Source organism: Sphingobacterium sp. 1.A.5, assembly GCF_002734235.1.
In the GTDB taxonomy this organism is placed as follows: Bacteria; Bacteroidota; Bacteroidia; order Sphingobacteriales; family Sphingobacteriaceae; genus Sphingobacterium; species Sphingobacterium daejeonense.
The window spans coordinates 192,380-212,268 of the sequence record NZ_PEBA01000012.1; the positions used below are offsets into that span (position 1 = coordinate 192,380).

12 protein-coding genes are annotated in these 19,889 nt (G+C 35.4%); 2 read left to right on the forward strand and 10 right to left on the reverse strand.

The genetic code is table 11. The annotated features are described in order from the left end of the window. Positions 1 to 4: 4 nt before the first annotated feature. Genes CRT24_RS07870 through CRT24_RS07885 form a run of 4 tightly spaced genes read right to left on the reverse strand, consistent with a single transcriptional unit; the run spans position 5 to position 6,980 of the window. Entirely contained in the window at positions 5 to 700 is a 696-nt protein-coding gene (locus CRT24_RS07870; RefSeq protein ID WP_099370691.1) for a FadR/GntR family transcriptional regulator, read from the reverse strand. A 22-nt stretch (positions 701 to 722) separates the two neighbouring features. Next, positions 723 to 2,384 carry a sialidase family protein gene (locus CRT24_RS07875; protein WP_218962591.1) on the reverse strand — a complete coding sequence of 554 codons (1,662 nt, stop codon included), beginning with the start codon at positions 2,382 to 2,384 and terminating at the stop codon, positions 723 to 725. Between the two features lie 11 nt (positions 2,385 to 2,395). Next, positions 2,396 to 3,850 (reverse strand): RagB/SusD family nutrient uptake outer membrane protein, encoded by a 1,455-nt coding sequence (locus tag CRT24_RS07880; protein WP_099370693.1) that lies wholly within the window; start codon positions 3,848 to 3,850, stop codon positions 2,396 to 2,398. A 10-nt stretch (positions 3,851 to 3,860) separates the two neighbouring features. Beyond that, positions 3,861 to 6,980, reverse strand: coding sequence for a TonB-dependent receptor (locus CRT24_RS07885; RefSeq protein WP_257213997.1), 3,120 nt, complete (start codon positions 6,978 to 6,980; stop codon positions 3,861 to 3,863). Positions 6,981 to 7,347: 367 nt separating this feature from the next. Here CRT24_RS07885 and CRT24_RS07890 point away from each other — a divergent pair, with 367 nt between their 5' ends. Then, a complete protein-coding gene (locus tag CRT24_RS07890; RefSeq protein WP_099370695.1) occupies positions 7,348 to 7,653 on the forward strand; it encodes a hypothetical protein in 306 nt (101 codons plus the stop codon). A 5-nt stretch (positions 7,654 to 7,658) separates the two neighbouring features. Here CRT24_RS07890 and CRT24_RS07895 read toward each other — a convergent pair whose 3' ends face one another. From CRT24_RS07895 to CRT24_RS07910, 4 genes are read right to left on the reverse strand one after another with little or no spacing between them, the layout of a single operon-like run. Beyond that, complete coding sequence (locus tag CRT24_RS07895; protein ID WP_099370696.1) at positions 7,659 to 8,678, reverse strand: 6-bladed beta-propeller; 1,020 nt, start codon at positions 8,676 to 8,678, stop codon at positions 7,659 to 7,661. Between the two features lie 27 nt (positions 8,679 to 8,705). Continuing rightward, positions 8,706 to 10,856, reverse strand: coding sequence for a c-type cytochrome domain-containing protein (locus tag CRT24_RS07900; RefSeq protein WP_099370697.1), 2,151 nt, complete (start codon positions 10,854 to 10,856; stop codon positions 8,706 to 8,708). 13 nt (positions 10,857 to 10,869) lie between these two features. Continuing rightward, a complete protein-coding gene (locus tag CRT24_RS07905) occupies positions 10,870 to 12,348 on the reverse strand; it encodes a DUF1501 domain-containing protein (protein ID WP_099370698.1) in 1,479 nt (492 codons plus the stop codon). Between the two features lie 32 nt (positions 12,349 to 12,380). Further along, complete coding sequence (locus CRT24_RS07910) at positions 12,381 to 14,744, reverse strand: PSD1 and planctomycete cytochrome C domain-containing protein (protein WP_218962592.1); 2,364 nt, start codon at positions 14,742 to 14,744, stop codon at positions 12,381 to 12,383. A gap of 541 nt (positions 14,745 to 15,285) precedes the next feature. Here CRT24_RS07910 and CRT24_RS07915 point away from each other — a divergent pair. Continuing rightward, positions 15,286 to 15,999 (forward strand): NUDIX domain-containing protein, encoded by a 714-nt coding sequence (locus tag CRT24_RS07915; protein WP_099370700.1) that lies wholly within the window; start codon positions 15,286 to 15,288, stop codon positions 15,997 to 15,999. A gap of 562 nt (positions 16,000 to 16,561) precedes the next feature. On the opposite strand, the gene CRT24_RS07920 is transcribed toward CRT24_RS07915, so the two are convergent. Both CRT24_RS07920 and CRT24_RS07925 read right to left on the reverse strand, forming a co-directional pair. After that, positions 16,562 to 17,815, reverse strand: a complete 1,254-nt coding sequence (locus tag CRT24_RS07920; RefSeq protein ID WP_099370701.1) for a hypothetical protein — start codon at positions 17,813 to 17,815, stop codon at positions 16,562 to 16,564. 786 nt (positions 17,816 to 18,601) lie between these two features. Then, positions 18,602 to 19,720, reverse strand: a complete 1,119-nt coding sequence (locus CRT24_RS07925; protein ID WP_099370702.1) for an acyltransferase — start codon at positions 19,718 to 19,720, stop codon at positions 18,602 to 18,604. Positions 19,721 to 19,889: the final 169 nt, after the last annotated feature.

Genomic DNA, 19,889 nt, shown 5'->3' on the forward strand with positions numbered 1-19,889 from the left:
TTAATTATTTTAACTTGGACAATGTTTCAAGGTGAGGACGTAGATGTTCTTCCATTCCTTTCTTAAAATCACTTTTGTTTCCTTTTCGGATTAGTTCTACTAGATCAGCATGACTTACCTCTGGAGTAACCACTCTTTTTTCTGTTTTAAGGACATAATCAAATAGTGGCATCAACATAGATTGAAATCGTTTCAAGGTTTCGTTACCAGTAATTTCATATAATTTTCCATGAAAGGCAATTTCATTTTTTATCCTAAAATTAACATTCGTAGGATCATCGTTTTTAACTATCTTATCTAGTTCCTCAAGGTGTTTCTCTTCAATTCTTAAAAACAACAAATCAGCCATTCCCAGTTCAAGAACTAATCTTAACTCGAAAATATCATGCAAAGTATTCTTATCGACCAATTGAGGTTGCAAAACTTTTTCTAAACTTCCCAAAACATCTGGATGAGTAAGAATCATTCCTCTTTTTTTCTTTGATGTAATAATACCGAGCATTCTTAATCTACTTAATGCCTCCCTTAGAATATTTCTACTTACCCCGAGTGCTTCTGCTATTTCCATTTCGGTAGGTAAACTATCACCAGCAATTAATTTTTTCTCTTGTAGATAATCTCTTAGCTTTACTTCAACCAAATCAGTCAATGAAGTGGTTTCAATTGGTTTAAAGCCCATGCTAGATATTTTCGCGCTCATTTGTATGTCAATTATTTTTTTTCTAATTAAGTTTAAGGATTTCCTTCAAAGGTATCCTCTGAAAAATCATATCTGCTTGGCTACCCTCATACAAAACTCCAATTGAATTTTCATCTACTGAGGTTATACACGAATATCCCCTGCCATTCCATTCGTCTAAAAGTATGTTTTTTTCGGATGGCCAAGTTTGACCATGATCAAAACTTGCTTGAAGGGTAATATGATCTCTATTTTTAGTTGAATGTGGATTACAAAAGAATAAAATTTCTTGAATTTTACCACTATTATTAATTTCATGCTTGTGCAAGCTAGCCATGCAAGTAGGTTCAATTAGGGTATTTAATGAAGTAGTATGCTCTGTCCATGTTTTACCTAAATCTTTTGTCGTGGCAATGGCTCGTCCGTTACTTGGCTTAGGAGTTCCTCTATTCCGATTCGCACGCATGTTTAACATTAAAACTCCAGGCTCTAATTCTACAACGGCACATTCTGTTGTACCCTTATCTATTATTAAAGCAGGTTCTGAACTTTGCCATGTAATTCCACCATCTTTACTATATGTAACATTTGAAAACGGGTCACCATTTTTGTCTCTACCTTGAGTGGGAAAAACTAATGTTCCATCTTTCATTGTTATACCTTGTCCTGGGGCAGGTGCCCATAGCCACCATTCTTCCTTTTTCCCTTGTTTGGTAATATTTATTGGCTCAGACCAAGTTTTACCATCGTCTAGACTTTTAGTAATCAAAAATTGAGAAGTCTGTTTAACATCAAACCCAGGTTGTGACCCTTTTGTACGCCATTGATGGTTCCAGTTTGTACTAGTATCGGTCAATCCTTCCACCCATTTGCCCTCATCATTAATCACCCCATAAGACCATAATCCTGCAATATAAATCGCGTCTGTATTTTTATCTACTAAAACACACGCATCTGATACGCCATTGAATTTTTCAGGTAGGTTTCCCCATGTCTTCATATCTAATGCAATTTGCATCGGTTGCCATGTTTGACCTTTATCTAAACTCCTTTGAACACCGATATCCATATGCCCTTGTAAATCTCTAGCACTTTCATATCGAGCATCATAAATAGCCAATAATGTACCCCTATTAGAGGTTGTCAAGCCAGGAATCCTTGAAGTATGGACTTGATCTTGCATATGAGTTCTTAAAGGAAATGCTAACCTATAATCTTTACTTTGGTTTTTTATATCATAAATCCTTTTATTTTCAATTTTTCCTGATACTATTTTAAGTTTAACTTTTTCAAGAAGATCCGCCTTTTCATTTGCACCTAGTGCTAACCAAAAATATTGGGGACCTTCTTTTTCTATTTTAATATTAAGCGGAATCTCAAATTCACCATTGCCAACACTTATTTTTGAAATCGGCATCAAATTATCTAAATTTGGATTTATACTTGAGTCTGTTCTCATAGAAAACAGACTAACTGAGGATATGCTAGTTAATTTTGCACTTTGTTGCAATGAAATTGTCAAACTATTAACAATTTTCCCAATTTCCGTTTCATCAGAATTTATTTGAATTCTAACTACAGGATTGTTACTCTTGCCTAATAAAACTGGAAGAGTATAATATTTTATAATTATTTCCGCAGCACTCAAGCAACCTACACTAAAAAATAAAATAAAAGCTAGAATTATATATTTAAGAATGTTCATAAGATAAATCATTAATTATAACCTTCTGTTTGTTTAATGTTTGGATTTGTATTGATAGAATTATCGTGGACAGGCCATAAAAGAACATTTGGTTTGTCCTTTTGAGACTTCAAAGATTCAACCTCTTCAAATACGACTCCCATCCTAATAAAATCCCACCATAATTTACCTTCCGCCACAAATTCACGTTTTCTTTCCAATAATATTGCTTGATCTATTTGTTGTTTATTCATGTCAACATATTTATGGTCCTCAGAATATGCTCTTTTTGCAATCTGATTTAATTGGTTTAACGCACCAGTTGTATTATTTAATGCATTCTCAATTTCTGCGCTCAATAATAAAACATCTGCATACCTATAAACTATAAGGTCAGAATCAAATATTCTTGTGCCATTTTCCCAAGTTCCAGCATACTTATTAATCCATTGAAAGGTCGATTGTTTCCCTATATCAAAAAAAGTTTCATAACTAACTGCAGTCCTTTGATCATTGGATTCCCCAGCCAATAAGTCTTTATAAGCTTCAGTTAAAAAAATCCATTGTTGATGTGAGCCTACTTTAATCGGATTCTCAATTACTCCTGCAGACACATATTGTAATGGAACCAAATAATCACTTGGATAGCCGCCGGTTGCTTCATCTACTACCATTCTCCAACAAAAGATGATTTCTGGGTTTAATTCTGTTTTAAAAACATTTGAAAAATTTGGCAATAAAGAATGTTTGTTACTAGAAATTACTTTATTCACTGCTTCTTTCGCTTTATTCAAAGCATCTTGGCCACCCGCGTTTACTTTTGCCATCCATAAATAATAATCAGCCTGTAATGTTTGAATAGCAGTTTTTGTTCCTATTTGAGGCTTGTTGCTTGAATTAGAAACCAACTTTTCAGCTTCAATTAAATCTTTTTCAACCTGTCCAAAAACAATATTAGCCGGTTCCCTATGGGGATATAAATCTTCTTGAGTGCTAGACTCAAATCCACTTAAAACCACAGGTGCATCTCCCCATACTCTTCCTATCCAATAATAACAGAAAGCACGTATAAAATGTGCCTGTCCTAATAAATCATTTTTTTCAACATCAGAACTGAAACTAATTGAAGGGACATATTTTAAGATTAAATTACAATCATTTATAGTAGTGTATAAATCCTTCCAATTTGCTTCACTATGGGTACTATTTAGTTGATTGGAAAAAGCATTACTATAACCTGCATTAGTTTCCAATCCTTTCCCCCATAAACCTGTTCTGTATTCACCCCAAAAAATATAAGAAGTCGAAAATGCAGACCTCATTCGGGTATATGCTCCAAAAATGGCTGCTTTCGCATCACTTTCGTCTTTCCACATAGAATTAGCAGTTATAGCACTCTCTAAATCTACTTCCAATTTATCTGAACAGCTAGGAATTAGTATACTAGCAGCAAAGAATATAATCGTATTAAAAATTATTTTTTTCATGTTATAAGAATTAAAGGGTTAGCTTTAAACCTAAAGAATATCTCCTTATAGCTGGATAATTGAAATATGATCCACTATATGTAGAAGAAGTTCCTACTTCTGGTGATATACCTTTTCCTGAACCCGCCCAAAAATACATCAGGTTTTGACCAGATACTGCTACTTGAAGATTGGAAACTCCTATTTTTTTTACCAAATTTTCAGACAGGTTATAAAGAAATGTAATCTCCCGTAAGGCCAGGTAGTCTCCTTTGTAATTGAATGCAGAGGATGTTCTAGAAAAATTTGAATTCCCAACATCTGGATCATTTGCAGTAAATCTCGCATATTGCGAATTATCTCCAGGTTGCTTCCACGTATTCTTTACTTCCTCCACTAGTGTATAATTGTTTGCGAATGTATTCATGAAATATCGCATATATGCATTGTGATTTATGCTGTGACCTAATGCCCAATCTACAAATACATTCAAGCTAAAAGCTTTATAGGTAAATGTATTTTGCAAACCTCCTGTTGTATGTGGTACAGTAACCCCAAGTTCAAATTGATCTTTACTAGAGATCACACCGTCTCCATCTTTGTCAACCCACTCGTAATCCCCAGGCATTTTTCTCCCTTTTATACTTTTGCCATCTTCGGGATCCCAACCCCTTGCTGATTCATCATATAATGCATTCGCGGCATCTTCTTTTGTTTGGAGTATGTGATCTACTTGATATCCATAATATCTATATAATGATTCACCTTCAGCTGTTCCGCCAAATGCTGAACCATTCGCTAATTGAATACCTCCAATTCTATTCTTATCCCTTCCGTTATCAGGTAACTTAAGGACTTTGTTTTTAACATAACTCCAAGTTAATTTTGAATCCCATGTAAAGTTCTCACCTTTTACATTCTGAGAACTCACTTCAAAATCAAATCCATGGAATTTAACCTTACCTACATTAGTTTGGACATTCGTAAAACCAGATGTGTTCGGAAGATCCATACTGAATAATAAATTATCAGTAATTTTATTGAAATAGTCTACTTGAAAACTTAATCTGTTGTCCCAAACATTAAAATCCAAACCCAAATCAAATTGTGTAGAGGTTTCCCATTTCAAATCTCTATTGGGCATTATCGAAGCTCTTATACCAGCATTCCCATCATATCTAACATCAGCCACATACCTACCTAAGGCATCATAAAGTCCGATATTGTTATTCCCAGTTTGTCCAAAACTACTTCTTAATTTCAGGTAGTTAATAACATTTTGTCCTTTAAAAAATTCTTCTTCAGAAATTATCCATCCAGCTGATATTCCTGGAAAAAATCCCCATCTATTTTCTCTAGCAAATAAGGATGAGCCATCATATCTAAATGTACCCATCAAAAGGTATCGCTGTTTATAACTATAATTTAGACGACCAAAATAACCTATTAATACCTGGCTCCACTTATCACTATCTGCATTAGTTTTGTTTGGACCAGCAGATAAAGAAGGTACCTTGTCTGAACTAGCCCCATTCACCGCCGCTGAAAAATTTGAGTTGTCAGTTTGCTGGTACGAATAACCAACCATTGCATTTAAGTTATGGATTTCTGAAAAAGTTTTTGAATAATTTAATAATCCGTCAAATTTTAATCGATCCAATTGTCCATTGCTTTGTTTTGTGGTTCTTAATCCACTAAATTCATGAGCTTTCTCAAAATAACTATAGTTTGTCGTGTGTGAAAAATTAGATATGACGACTTGTGCTTTTAGCGATTCCAAAACCTGATAATCTAAGCCTCCAGATAATGAAAATCTTTTATCTTTATTTTCAATATCTCTTGTAAAATCCCACCAAACAGGATTAGGTGAAGTAGCATTATATCCTGGCGTGGGTCGTCCATTATCATAGTATATTTTTTGAGTTGGAGGAGTCGCTAAACCTCTGGCAATCACGTTCATCTGATTTTCAAACTCCGAAGAAAGTGTATTTGAATAATCAAACATCGTGTTAAAAGTTAATTTTTTAGCAATATTAACATCAATCTTTCCTCTTGCCGTAAATCTACCATAATTAGTACCTAAGGCAACACCGTCGTCCTTTGTATATCCTGTACTCCCAGCATAACGTAAAATTTGATTGCCCCCATCTAAACCAACATAATAATTTTGCCATGAAGTATTCCTATATAATAAAGATTGATAATTATTGTCTTGGAAAATAATTGTTTTTGTAGGATCTAATGGATCTGCCATGCTTAAATAACCGCTAGGAACAGATTCACCTTCTTTTAAGTATCGGGTTGAATAAATAGAAGACTCATCATTACCTGAACTTGCTGAGTATCCTGAATTATAGTTATATTGAGGATTTGGACTTAAAGCTACCGCTGGTCTTACTATAGAAATATAATCTTTTGAGTTCATAAAATCCATCAAAGATTCTGGAGTTTGGAATGCATAATTTGCATCAAACGTAATTCTTGAACCTCCGATATCTTTGCCTTTTTTTGTGGTAATCAAAACGACTCCATTAGAAGCTCTAGATCCATATATAGCTGTTGATGCCGCATCTTTCAATACTTCAATTGATTCAACATCATTTGGATTTACCCCAGAGAAGGACCGCTCAACTCCGTCTACCAGAACTAAAGGATCGTTCGTTTTATTTATTGAAGACCCTCCTCGAATTCTAAAAACAGCATCTGCTCCAGGACTATTATTTGATTGGTAAACTCTTGCTCCTGCAATTTTTCCTCTTAATCCTTCCCCAACTGTGCTTATTGGAATATCTTCTAAAGACTTCCCATCAACTTTTGAAATAGCTGTAGTTAAACTTTTCCTGCTTTGTGTACCATACCCAACGACCACAACCTCATCAATATTTGTATCAGATGGCTTTAAATGGATTTTTAAATCATTTTCTCCGGTAGAAACAGAATATTCTAAAGTTTCAAATCCAACATTACTGAAAACTAAAGTGGTGGGTAAAGTGGTTGATTCGATCTCAAAAATCCCACTCTCATTTGATGTGACTTTGATTTGGCCTCCTCTAACCCCAATTGTAACCCCCATTAAGGGTTGCTCTTTGTCATCGAAAATCTGACCTGTGATTTTCGTTTGAGCAAAAATAGGATGGCCAATAAGAAGCATAAGACAACAGCTTAAGCATCTGATTAACATGGTTTTCATAACAAATTAGTTTATATTGATTAGTATTTATGTACTACATATATACAAATATAAAACTTTATTTTTGTTAAACAACTAATTTTTAGTTTTCTTCTATCCTTTACCAAAAGAATAGAAGAAAACTAAAAAAAAATACGAACCATCTGATTCGTATTATCTAATATCCCGTCGGACCAATTTCCATTAAAATTTATTCAGAATACTTTTATTCCAAAAAATCTCCAAAACAGACTACTATAATGAACAAAGCATTAAAATTAAACTCATAAATATCAAGATTATATCTATTAAATTTACACAACTTAAGGTTACTAATTAAATCTACCAAATGAATTATCCAATCTTATTAATTGCTGAAAAGCTGCAGGTTGAAAATATTTCCAGGGAGCAAACCTTTCAAGAACAATTTGAGGGACTTGCGAATTATCTCGATCATCTGGCAGCAACTGATTTCAACAGATTAATAAGTATTTTATACCGAATTGATGTTTCAGAGGATAAGGCCAGAAAAGCCTTGGCTGATGAAGCTGGCAAAATATCGCCTGGCCATACCTTAGCAAGATTACTTATAGAAAGAGAATCTGAAAAGATAAAATTCAGAGAACAATATCGATCCAAGAAATCTGAAGAATAAGCTACTTAGACTCGAGTTAATTTATAAGGGAATACTTTTCCTGATGCCCATTGAGCCACATAGATATTCTCGTCATCATCAACGCATACATCATGTGGGTGTGCAAAAATCTTTTCTTGTTGTTGGACTTGGTTTAGCACCCCTTTTGAATATACCGGCTTTGATCCTCCGACATTGCTGATTACCTTATTTTTCTTATCAAGGATAGTTACAAATCCTGAATTTGCTAAATCCATATTCGGAGACCGCAATACCGCAGCATAGATATTTTCACCTTTTACAACTGGTCTGCACACGCATGCTCCAGGCATAGAAATGATTTCCAACAATTTGCCTGAAGTATCGAACCGTTTAAAGCAGTTCCTAGTTCTATCTGTAATCAGTAGAGTTTTTCTGCCGTTTCTGTTGTCGAAAGTGATTCCATGTGCATTGTCAAGATGTGAATGGCTCTCTCCTTTTCCTCCGAAACGATTCAGCAATTTTCCTTTGTTATCATAATGCAAAATATGTTGTGCACCATATCCATCTGCAATAAAAATATCACCATTACTATCGATGGCAGTTTCAGTAGGAATGAATTCTTCTGCTTTATTGTAAACATCCAATGGAGCGTCAATGGTCAATAGGATCTTTCCATCAAGCGTTGTTTTATATACTTGATGTTTATTATTGTCGGTGATATATAAATATTCGGTTCCGTTTTCATTGTGCAATGTCAAGCCATGTCCACCTGGAAATTCATGCCCCCAATTGTCTAATACAACCCCATCTTTATTGAATATGATAATATTGTTCTTCGTATCATTTGTTAGCAGGAAAATTCTGCCCTTACTATCTTGAACCATTTCATGACAGTCATTTACAGTTACTTTTGGATTATGTTTTGATGCCCATGCAGTATCAAGGGTGTATTTCATATTATGGTGTCCATAAACAGGACCTTTTTGCTTTGCGAACAAATCCTTCATAATAACTAGACTTCCTGTCAATAAGGAGGATTTTTGAATGAATTCTTTTCTGTTCATTATATAGATTTTGAGGGTTTAGGGATTTTATTTCAATATAATCTCATCGACGAACAACCAAGGAAGATTTCCGTTACCCGGAAATCCTTCAGGTATCTTAGCATAAGGTTTTGTTTTCAAACGGATAAAGGAAACTTCTTGATGGGGAATATCGCAGGCGATTATCCGTCTATTTTTAATCTTGTCTGGTTTTTCTAGGGTGAGATTTACTTTTTTCAATAATTTAAGGTTCAACGAATCTAGTCCCGCCCAGATCTCAATGGATTCTGGAGGATATATATGCTGATTATAGTCTTGTTTAATGCTCAAAGCAATGGTATCCATTTTAACGGGCTTATCAAATGACAATATAGTAGACATATCAGATCCCTGAAACCCAAGCCACCTACCGTCGGCATTGTTATCACTACCACTTTCAAGATCAAAGAAACTTTCACCTTTTCTGGCTTTATATTGTTGATGTGGCTTTGTCTCGAGGTTTATTCTCTCGGGTTTGAAAATAGCAATATAAAAATTCTGTCTTACTTCTGGGCTTTTCAACCACCCTTCTTTATCTGCTTTAACCCGTAGCAACGCATTTTTATCAATAGTTATAGATGATTTATAAATCTGTGCTCCAGAGCTGTCAGGATCACTACCGTCAAGGGTATATCGCAAGGAAACACCTGGAATAGGATGACTTAAGGAAACTAAAGTTTTGTTCTGAAAGAAACTACGATTAGGAGTTATCTTTGGAGCAGTCAAAGCTAGTTTCTGATTGTTATCCTGAGGAACACCTGCATCAATATTTATTTTGGGGTTCTCTTTCCTGATCTGCTCTAATTCCTTGGGTTGAATAGCGGTATTCCAGACATAGAGTTTCCGTATGCTTGGTAAAGCAACAATTTTATTTAATCCATCTAATTTTATTTGTGTCCCAATCAGACTAAGGCTTTTAAGATTTTTTAGATCATCGATCTGAGATAGATCGTCATTCGATAGCTGGGTCTTATTTAAATTTAGGATTCTTAAATTCTTGAACTTTTTGAGAGTTTGTAAATCTTCCTTCGAAACTGGCATTGAGCTCAAGTTTAAGGAAACAATCTGTTCAGCAATTGGCAGCAATTCTGAAAGTGACTCCTTGGTGTAAAAATCTTTACCATAAAAATTGACATCCAATGCTGGGGATCCTTGGTCCAAGGAATTGATAATCCGATATGGAGTATTCAACTCAGCAATTTTCTCTTCATTTGCAGGACTGAAATCATATTTTTCCGCACCTTCAAAACCATAAACTGCCTTTACAGATTGAAATAAAGTGTCTTGTTCTCTAAAAGCAGAGAGAGGCACATCAAATTTTCCACCACTTTGGATCCATGATCTCAACAAAGATACCTCATCGATACTTAATTGTGGTTTACCCTTTGGTGGCATTCGATGTTCATTGTCGATATCCATTAATATACGCTCTATCATCAAGCTAGTTAACGCGTTTCCAGCTGTAAATACTTTGCCATTTTCACCCCCTTTTAAAATAGAACTGCTATCTGTTAATATTAATCCTCCTTTTGCTTTGTCAGCATTGTGACAGCCTGCACATTTCGCTTGTAATATTGGCAATACAGCATCTTCAAATACCATTGCATTCTCTAAATTGAGTTCAGTAGATTTCTTTTCCCTCATTGGGGCAAAAACAAAATCTTCTCCATGGGTAAGAGTGGCGCCGAAATGTCCAACAATCAAAAGCAAAATAAAGGATAGGTTTATACCCACTGTAAATAATAAACGGTTTTTCGAAGATATGTTGAATCGGATAAAGGCTATAAGACCAAGTGTTAGAAACGAAAGGCCAACACCGCTGTATTTATGCCATAAATATGCTTCTCCCTCAAATCCACCTTCTTTCGACAGAAGGAGGCCAAAAATTGCAGTGATTGCAATTGTTAATGCACTTACATAAAATATAAGATTGATAAATCTGTTTACATTTGGAATTTCTTTTTCTAATGGTCTTCTAAATAGATACAGCAGCCAAGAAAGAATCAATAGTACGATAGGAAAGTGTAGCAATAAGGGATGCATCCTTCCGAACACTTGAAGAAAAGCAGGAATTTGGATGCTTTTTTCGAACAGAATGAAAAACAGGATAAAGCTATTAAGGCCTATCAACACATTGAAATGAGAATTCTTGATGATCATTCAGCTTTTTCCTTTAGGCTAATATATCTTTCACAACAGTACCTGCAACATCTGTCAGACGATATCTTCGCCCTAGATGTTTATAAGTCAATTTCTCGTGGTCCAAGCCCAATGTATGTAAAATAGTAGCATGGAAATCATGAATATGAACTGGATTCTTTACGATGTTATAGCCTACTTCATCCGTTTCTCCATATACCAGCCCTGGTTTAATTCCTCCGCCTGCCATCCAAATGCTGAAGCACCTTGGATGGTGGTCTCTTCCATAATTATCGAAGGTCAATCCACCTTGGCAGTAGTTTGTCCTTCCAAACTCACCGCCCCATATTACCAATGTTTCATCTAAAAGGCCTCTTTGTTTTAGATCGGTTATCAAAGCGGCAGATGCTTGGTCGACATCTTTGGCTTGTAGGGCCATTTCTGCTGGCAATCCGCCATGCTGATCCCACCCTTGGTGATATAATTGAACAAATCGAACACCATTCTCCGACAATTTACGCGCCAGCAGGCAGTTTGCTGCATATGTTCCTGGGACCAGACATTCTGGACCATACATTTTTATAATGTGATCAGGCTCTTTTGAAAGGTCTGTTACTTCAGGCACTGAGGTCTGCATCCTGTAAGCCATCTCATATTGCTGGACTTTCGCCGTAATCTCAGGATCTTTAAATGTTTCATACTGCATACTGTTGAGCTCTGCCAATTTATCCAATAGTTTCCTCCGGCTCATTTTATCCGTACCTTCTGGATTGTTTAAATAAAGCACGGGATCTGGCCCACCCATAAATTGAACTCCTTGATGAACAGAGTCCAAAAATCCATTCGTCCACAATTTAGAGTAAACTCCCTGTCCATTGCCTTTTCCTTTAGAGACAAGAACGCAGAATCCAGGAAGATTTTGGTTTTCACTCCCTAGACCATAGCTTAGCCAAGCTCCCATACTTGCACGACTGCCTTGTTGCGATCCTGTTTGAAAAAAAGTAATTGCGGGATCATGGTTGATAGCATCGGTATGCATTGACTTTATAATACAGAGGTCGTCTACTACTTTTGCCATATGTGGAAATAAGCTACTCACCCATGCCCTACTTTGTCCATATTGAGCAAAGTCAAAATAAGAACCTACCAATGGAAATGTAGCCTGTCCGGCAGTCATCCCTGTCAATCGTTGATTCCCACGTATAGACGCTGGCAGATCCTGTCCCATCATCTCTCTTAACTTTGGTTTGTAGTCAAAGGATTCTAATTGAGAAACCCCACCTGATTGGAATAGATAAATCACTCTTTTTGCTTTTGGAGCAAAATGCGGCAATGCTTTTTCAAATGCTTCTTGGCTCCCAGCTTTACCTGAAAACAAATCCGGAATCAATAAGGCACCCAGAGCTACACTGCCAATCCCAATGCTCAGACTCGACAAAAATTGCCTTCTGTTTTGGAACAGCTGAGCTTCCTTTACTTCTTTATCTAAATTTGAGTCTATCTTCTTTCTCATTGCAAACAATCAATAATACAGCAACACTTATCTTATCCTTTCGTCAAGGTTTCCTCCAGATTATAGATGGCATGCACTACTGACATTAATGCCGCCAATTTTTCCTGAGGAATATTGTTATCTATTGGCGCTTCTCCGACTTTCAGAAATGCTAAAGCATCCTCTCTTTTTTTAGTGAACCTATCCAATTCTTCGTTATAATATTCTACCAATAGATTAAGCTCTTTTTCGGATGCATTTCGGCACAACACCTGTCGGAATGCTTTCTGTATATAGTCTTTTTGGACTTTATTGGGCGAATCGGAGATTAAGTTTTCTGAATGGATACGAGCGGCTTCCAAGACGGCAGGATCGTTCATCATCACCAATGCTTGCAAAGGGGTGTTGGTCCTTTGTCTTTGCACCTCACAGACATCACGGTTACTAGCATCAAAAATCAGCATATTGGGAGGCGGCAAGGTCAATTTTATAAACACATACAATCCCCTCCGATAAAGATCCTTGCCATGATCTTGAACATATTGTGCCAGAGCACCACGTCCAGAACTGCTCACCTCCCAAATTCCATCCGGTTGATACGGTTTTATACTTGGTCCGCCAATGGTCCTGTTCAACAGCCCACTAGTTGCCAAAACTTGATCCCTAATCATTTGGGCCGGCAGTCTTATACGCTTTGACCTTGCCAAATAAATGTTCTCGGGATCTTTTTCTAAATGTTTTTTATTAATTTCCGAAGACTGTTTGTACGTCTCAGTCATGACGAGCTGCTTCATGAAGCGTTTAATATCCCAGCCACTCGCTTGGAAATCTACGGCCAACCAGTCCAATAATTCAGGATGGCTTGGCAAATCCCCTTGATTCCCAAAATCAGCTACTGAAGCCACCAACCCCCGACCAAAAACCATGGCCCACATCTGATTCACAAATACTCTTGCTGTCAGTGGATTTTTACTGCTGAAGGTCCATTGTGCTAGACCGAGCCGATTGGATGCATATTTTGTGCTGTCAAAAGGTAAAACCGACTCGGGGGTTTGTGGATAAACCCTTTCAGTAGGCGAATCGTAAAGGCCCCTGTCAAGAATAAATGTTGGTCGGATACTATCTCTTTCACCCATGACCGAAACCGAAACCTCTTCTTGGTCATCCCATTTATTGATGAAATTTAAAATGCCTTTCAGATCTTCTTGCGTGACGGTCATTCGCGGAGTTTTTGATGGACCAGAATTTACTAAGCCCTCCAACCCTTTCTCCATTGAATTATTAAAAAAGGCATACATGCCGTAGTAATTCTTTTGGGTGAATGGATCATATTTGTGGTCATGGCATTGAGCACATTCCATTGTGATGCCTAGAATACCTTTAGCATAGGTATTTGTTTTATCGAGGCCATATGCCACCCGATATTCTTCTTCTACCACACCACCTTCTTCGGTAATTTTATGGTTTCTGTTGAATGCGGTGGCTAATATTTGTTCTTTATTTGGGTTTGGCAACAAGTCGCCAGCCAATTGCCAAGTAACAAATTGATCATATGGCATATTTTCATTGAAAGCATGGATAACCCAATCCCTCCATGGCCATTGCGTCCTGATATCATCGTCTTGATAACCGTAGGAATCGGCATATCTTGCTACATCCATCCAATGTAGAGCCATTTGCTCTCCATATGCGGGGCTTGCAATCAATTCATCAACCAATCTTTCGTAAGCAGCTGCGGAAGTATCATTCAGGAATTTGTCCATTAATTTTTCATCAGGAGGGAGGCCAGTTAAATCTAAGCTCACTCTTCTTAGCAATCGGTTTTTATCAGCTTGAGGATTCGGTTCAAAACCAGCATTCTCCATTTTTGCCAATACAAAATTATCTATACTGTTACTTCCCCAATCAGAATCCTCATTCACTGGCACTTCAGGTTTTACAGGTGCGGTAAATGCCCAATGCGGCTTAAACACTGCTCCTTGCTCAATCCATCTTCCAATGAGGTCTATTTCATAATTTGTCAAAGGTAAATTTGCTGAAGTAGGTGGCATTTTAATAGATTCATCCTCTGATGTAATCCTGAGGAAAGCCTCACTAATATGTGGTTTGCCAGGAACAATTGCGTGCTTGTCTGGACTTTCGGCCAATGCCTTGTATGCCCCCTCCTCGGTATCCAGCCGGAGTCCTGCCTCTCTAGTATTGTTGTCAGGACCATGGCAGGCATAGCATTTATCAGATAATATGGGTTTTATATCATAATTATAATCCACATATTTTGGCAATTTATAGTTGCTCGCAGAATTGGAATCGTTGGATTGACATTGAGGAAATAGAATGGCAATAAATGTGGACCCTGCAACAAGTAAACTTATTACAACCAGCTTATTTCTTGAAATATGCAGTTTTCCGAACATCATAACTAAGCTCAAGTAAGATTAAAATTCACCTTATTATCCGAATAACCTACCCATTATAAACACAAACTATTTTATAATCGGTAATTAAAAATTCTCAATACGGTTACTTTAATTTATTTTAGAGCAGTAACACTTTACGCTCTAGGTTTAAGGTTTTCTTTATTTACAAATGGTTATTATAAATTCATTTATATTGAAAGTCTCAAGTAATATCTGAGATTGGATATAAAAGAAGCAATCAATTTCTAAATCAACAACTTGTAGATTCAAGTTAACATTTAATATTTAAAATAGAAAGCATATTCGATTAAGTTTTACAATTAATATATGTAATTGTCCTGTTACAGACATGTTTAAAAGTAATAAATAGAACTGTTTTAAAAATAAATTTTTAAGTTTAAAAAAAAATAAATAACCTGGTCATTAAAATTTTACATCCTCTACCAATTGAATTTTATATTTTTTTATTAAATTAAGGACTTGTCTAAACTTCAAATTGACAAAATGACTTTAGGACATCAATTAAATTTTAAATCTATACATGGAACATTATAAAGATGAACCTAAAACACTGCTTGCTGTTGATTGCATTATTTTTGGATTCAATGGTGAATCATTACAGATATTACTTATTAAGAGGGGGTTCGAGCCCGAAATCAACAAATGGAGTTTGATGGGAGGTTTTGTCCAGCCCGATGAAAGTCCTGATGGGGCAGCATCGAGAATTCTTTTTAAACTGACGGGACTTCAGGATGTTTACATGGAGCAGTCTGCAGTTTTCGGTAAACCTCATCGTGAGAAAATGGACAGAGTTGTAAGCATCAGTTATTTTGCGTTGATAGACATTAGAGAATATCAACATATAAACAGCCAAGAATTCAAAGCTAAATGGTTTCCGATTGACGAATATCCTGAATTGATCTTTGACCATGTTGATATGATCAATACCGCAAAGAGGTTATTGAGAAGCAAAGCCGCATTGTACCCCATTCTTTTTGAATTGTTGCCCGAGAAGTTCACACTCCCTCAAATCTCCAATCTCTATGAAGCTGTTTATGAAATTGTCATAGACAAAAGGAATTTCAATCGAAAGCTTTTATCTTCCAATCTATTAATCAAGCTCAAGGAAAAGGACAGGGAAAATTCTAAAAAAGGTGCATTTTTTTTTGTTATTGATAAAGATGTCTACAAAGAGCATATCGTGACATTTTTGCGATTTTTGCCCAGTTGGTCTGCTCAGGATATGGGAAAATAATTTTATATACCCTTTTCATTTACGGTCCCCGAGACCTATAAGATAGTTAAATAGTCCAAATGTGGACCGTAGATCTCTCTTTCCCTTGTCGAAGGCAAACTCTGTTTATAAAATGTAAACTAATTGATATAACAAATCAAAATGGACTACAAAAATTCAGATAATTAAATATAATTTATTAAAATGACTAAATCAGGAGCTTTATTGGCCTTGCCACAAGATTTCGTGATATTAACTGTGAAGACTCTATTAAAATCAAGATTGAAAAAAGGATGGATAACCTAATTTTTGATCCTAATTATGTATGATATAATAACGATCTTTCAATTCGATATCAACAATGCTAATGTTTTAAAAATTAAATTAAAAAGAATTAAAAGCCCTTATAATTGGCGTGAATATAAAACAATTGAAATGGGAACAGCATAAGGTTAAGCAAAATTTCACCAAAAATATCAGTAAAAATATTAGCAATGGATAAAAAATATGATGGCACAAGATATATCGATTGGTAATTATGATTGTACTAAATATTTAGAAGCGACAAATTACTGTCGCTTTTTTAATTGAGGAGTGACATTGCCTTTTTCTGAAAACAGCTATAAAGTACTGTTCCTATCCCAAAGACCATACAAGCCGACAAGATTAAAAGGGCATGATGTGAACCATTGATATTTAACTTCATGATACCCGATAATCCTTGAACTGCAAGGATTCCTTCATTCAGCCAAACCCCTATCAACAGCACGCATATCCCTAATTTAAAAGTACCAACCCCTACTTTATCCAAGATTAAAACAGAATACACAACAAGAAACATAGAAATCACGACTAGCAGAACCAAATGAAGGTACGCTACAACAATAGGCCTAAATCCGTATACTATTTCACTGATGCCAGGTAATAATGAAATACCTTGAAGTGTCAACTTCAATACTAAACCCATACCCACACAAGAAATAACCAGTTGCAAGATTTTACTCAAGTATTGATGGTGAATAAAAGAATTTACTCTGGAAATTTTCCAAATAAGTTTTATCCATATTGCCAACTGTCCAATGACAGCCAAAAAAACGAGCACCAAAACCGGAGATGAAAATTCTCTTAACCAATTAATAGATAGAAAATAGGTTGGAAAGACTGTTATTAAATAGCCTCGAATCATAGAAACAGAGATATATTCCTTTTCGTATTCCCTGTACAGAAAATCTAAGAACAACCCTAAACAGCAAAACAAGAACCATCCATTATATTGAAAATGCAAATAAAAATTAATGGATGAGGTTTGAAAAAACACATCTGGGTTATGGCTGGCCTTTAGAAAAATAAGAGCGAAAGTCCCTAGGCTCGAAATCAAATTGAATGCAAATGCAGCCTTAAATATCAATCTTATTCCTTTAGTAAAATGGGATTTTGACAATAATTTCCAAGCGTAATATACAACCCAATAAGAGATTACAACAGATAGAAAAGAAAGGACAATAGAAGGTACAGAATATCCCGAAATCGCGAAACTTATTAACATTCCATAGGATATAAGTAGATTTGCCAATAGCAATAGCTGTTGATGGTGAGTAAAAGTTCCTCTGTGATTTATTTCACGAGCTGCAGCAAAGAAGAAGACAATCAAAGAGGTTGTTATCCAACCCGTAAAAGCAAAATGGGAGTGAGAATGCAATAAGTTCATTTGATCTATCCAAAAAAATGGATATAAAAATTTTACACGCATCAACAAACCCAAACAGCCCACTATAAAAAAGTTGATCAGTGAAATTATGACCCAATTTCTTACAGTTATGACATTTAAAATATTCATTTAAACCTATGGTATTAATCAATAAACAAAACACAATTATTAAAGAGCTCTGCCCATACAAAAGTAACCTGATTACCTAATTATCCAATTGACAGCCATCAGAGTAAATAATGACATTTATCAATCACAATTTAAGCTCCAAACAATGTTCAATATATAAGCACTACAAATTTAAAAGAAATTCATAATCCATATTATTTTCAAACCATCCTTAACACGTTCACGTTTTATTTATGGTTCAATATTCCACTGTCATTGCTTTTGATTATATAAGAACATTTTTAATCTTAAACTACCTAAAACCAGGTATTTCTACAACCATACTTATTCATTTCTCGGCCCAAGTCTTCTCACACCTTTTACTTTCGATTAAAGTATTGGTAATTAAAACTGAGAGTTGCTTTCAGGAGAAAGCACTAATTTCAGTTCAGTTGTAATAACCCCTCACAACTCTACTTGTTAAATGTTGGGTTGAGCATTCCATTTTTCATATTACCAAAGCCAGAGTACTCTTTGGAGTCTTTTTTGCAGATTACAAATAGCCTATGGTATATTCATAAATTTTGAATCAGACACTCAACAGTCAATTAGATGGGCTCCTATTTTAGAGAAAACCCAATTAGTCCATGTCAAATGAAGCTCGACAGGAACTGGCGTTGGTGCCGGATTGGAGAGTTTATTCGGATATACTAAACAGGATATCTGTAGAACTTATCGAATTTTTCCAGGTTTATTCTTTAGCGAATGTTTGAAATAGGGTTTCGGAAGTTTCAATTGAACGAAAAGCTAATGGTGACTTTCAATCCTTTTCTCACGATCGTTTTCCCTATTATTATAATTTGGCATCCTACCTCCCAAGGAGAACACCAATAATTTTGGGGCTATTTTTAGCAATAAATAATACAACCCAGCGCAAATTGCCAGGCATAAGAATGGGATTGCAAAATAGATTAAGATCTTTCCTCCGCCATTTTCATACATCGTCAATCCATAGAAATACCCCTTTAACCAATTGATGATATATATTTCATGGACAACATATATAAAAAAAGAAAGTGAACTGAATCCTTGCAATAAATTCATTACAGCGAACCGCTCACTCAGATAAGAAAAAAGGTTGAAAATGGACACTACTCCAGTTAAAATAAATATTCGTAAAAAATATTCTTGATATTGCTGACCATTATTTGCTAATGATAAAACAAGAAAGCAAATCATTAAAAGATAAGCAGGACTTTTAATCTTATTGAATACGTATAAAATATCTTTTTTCTCGATTGAGAAGTAAGCTCCTAAAGAAAAGAAGAAAATTGCCGTTAAACTCAACCCTGGCACATTGGTATCAAAACTTCCAACGTACAAAACAGCCAGAATGATTATTCCATATCGTTTTAAATATTTTATAAAAAAATAAATCAATGGTGACAAGACTATCATACAGAGCAGGTCCCTGATATACCAAAGGGGAAAATTGGCGGGCAGACCCCAAAAAATATTGTACAGATTTCCCTTTTCCAATATTGAAACATGGTCATCCAATGGCATCCCTAAATAATTGAAAGTATAATTTTTGAAAAACACAGCAATTACTGTCAATACATTCCAAACAACATACGGAATCAGCAGAGTTCTAAACCTACTCTTAAACTGCCTTTTCAAGAATGCTAATAAGTCATCTTTATACCTATTGAAGAAATAATAGCCAGAAACCAAGAAATAGCACCTTACGGAAAGTTTCGCCAGGTGATGGGAAAAAGTTTCAGAGATCAATGTATAGAGTACATTGGCATTGCTGGGAAAATGTACAACCGGTAATGTGAACGGAACCAGATGAGCAATTATCACAAAGAATATCAAAGGCAATCTCATAATGTCGATCACCTTTGATAGTTCAGAATTATTCATTAACAATTGATTTATTAAATTAAAAATTAATTCTAAAAATTTAAGATATTAACAACATGTCATATGCTCCTTTATTTAAAGGGGCTCTCAAGGATTTATATACTTAAATTCATCATTAATTTCGCAAAAATAAATATAAAATTTTTATTAATTTAATTTAAATAATTAT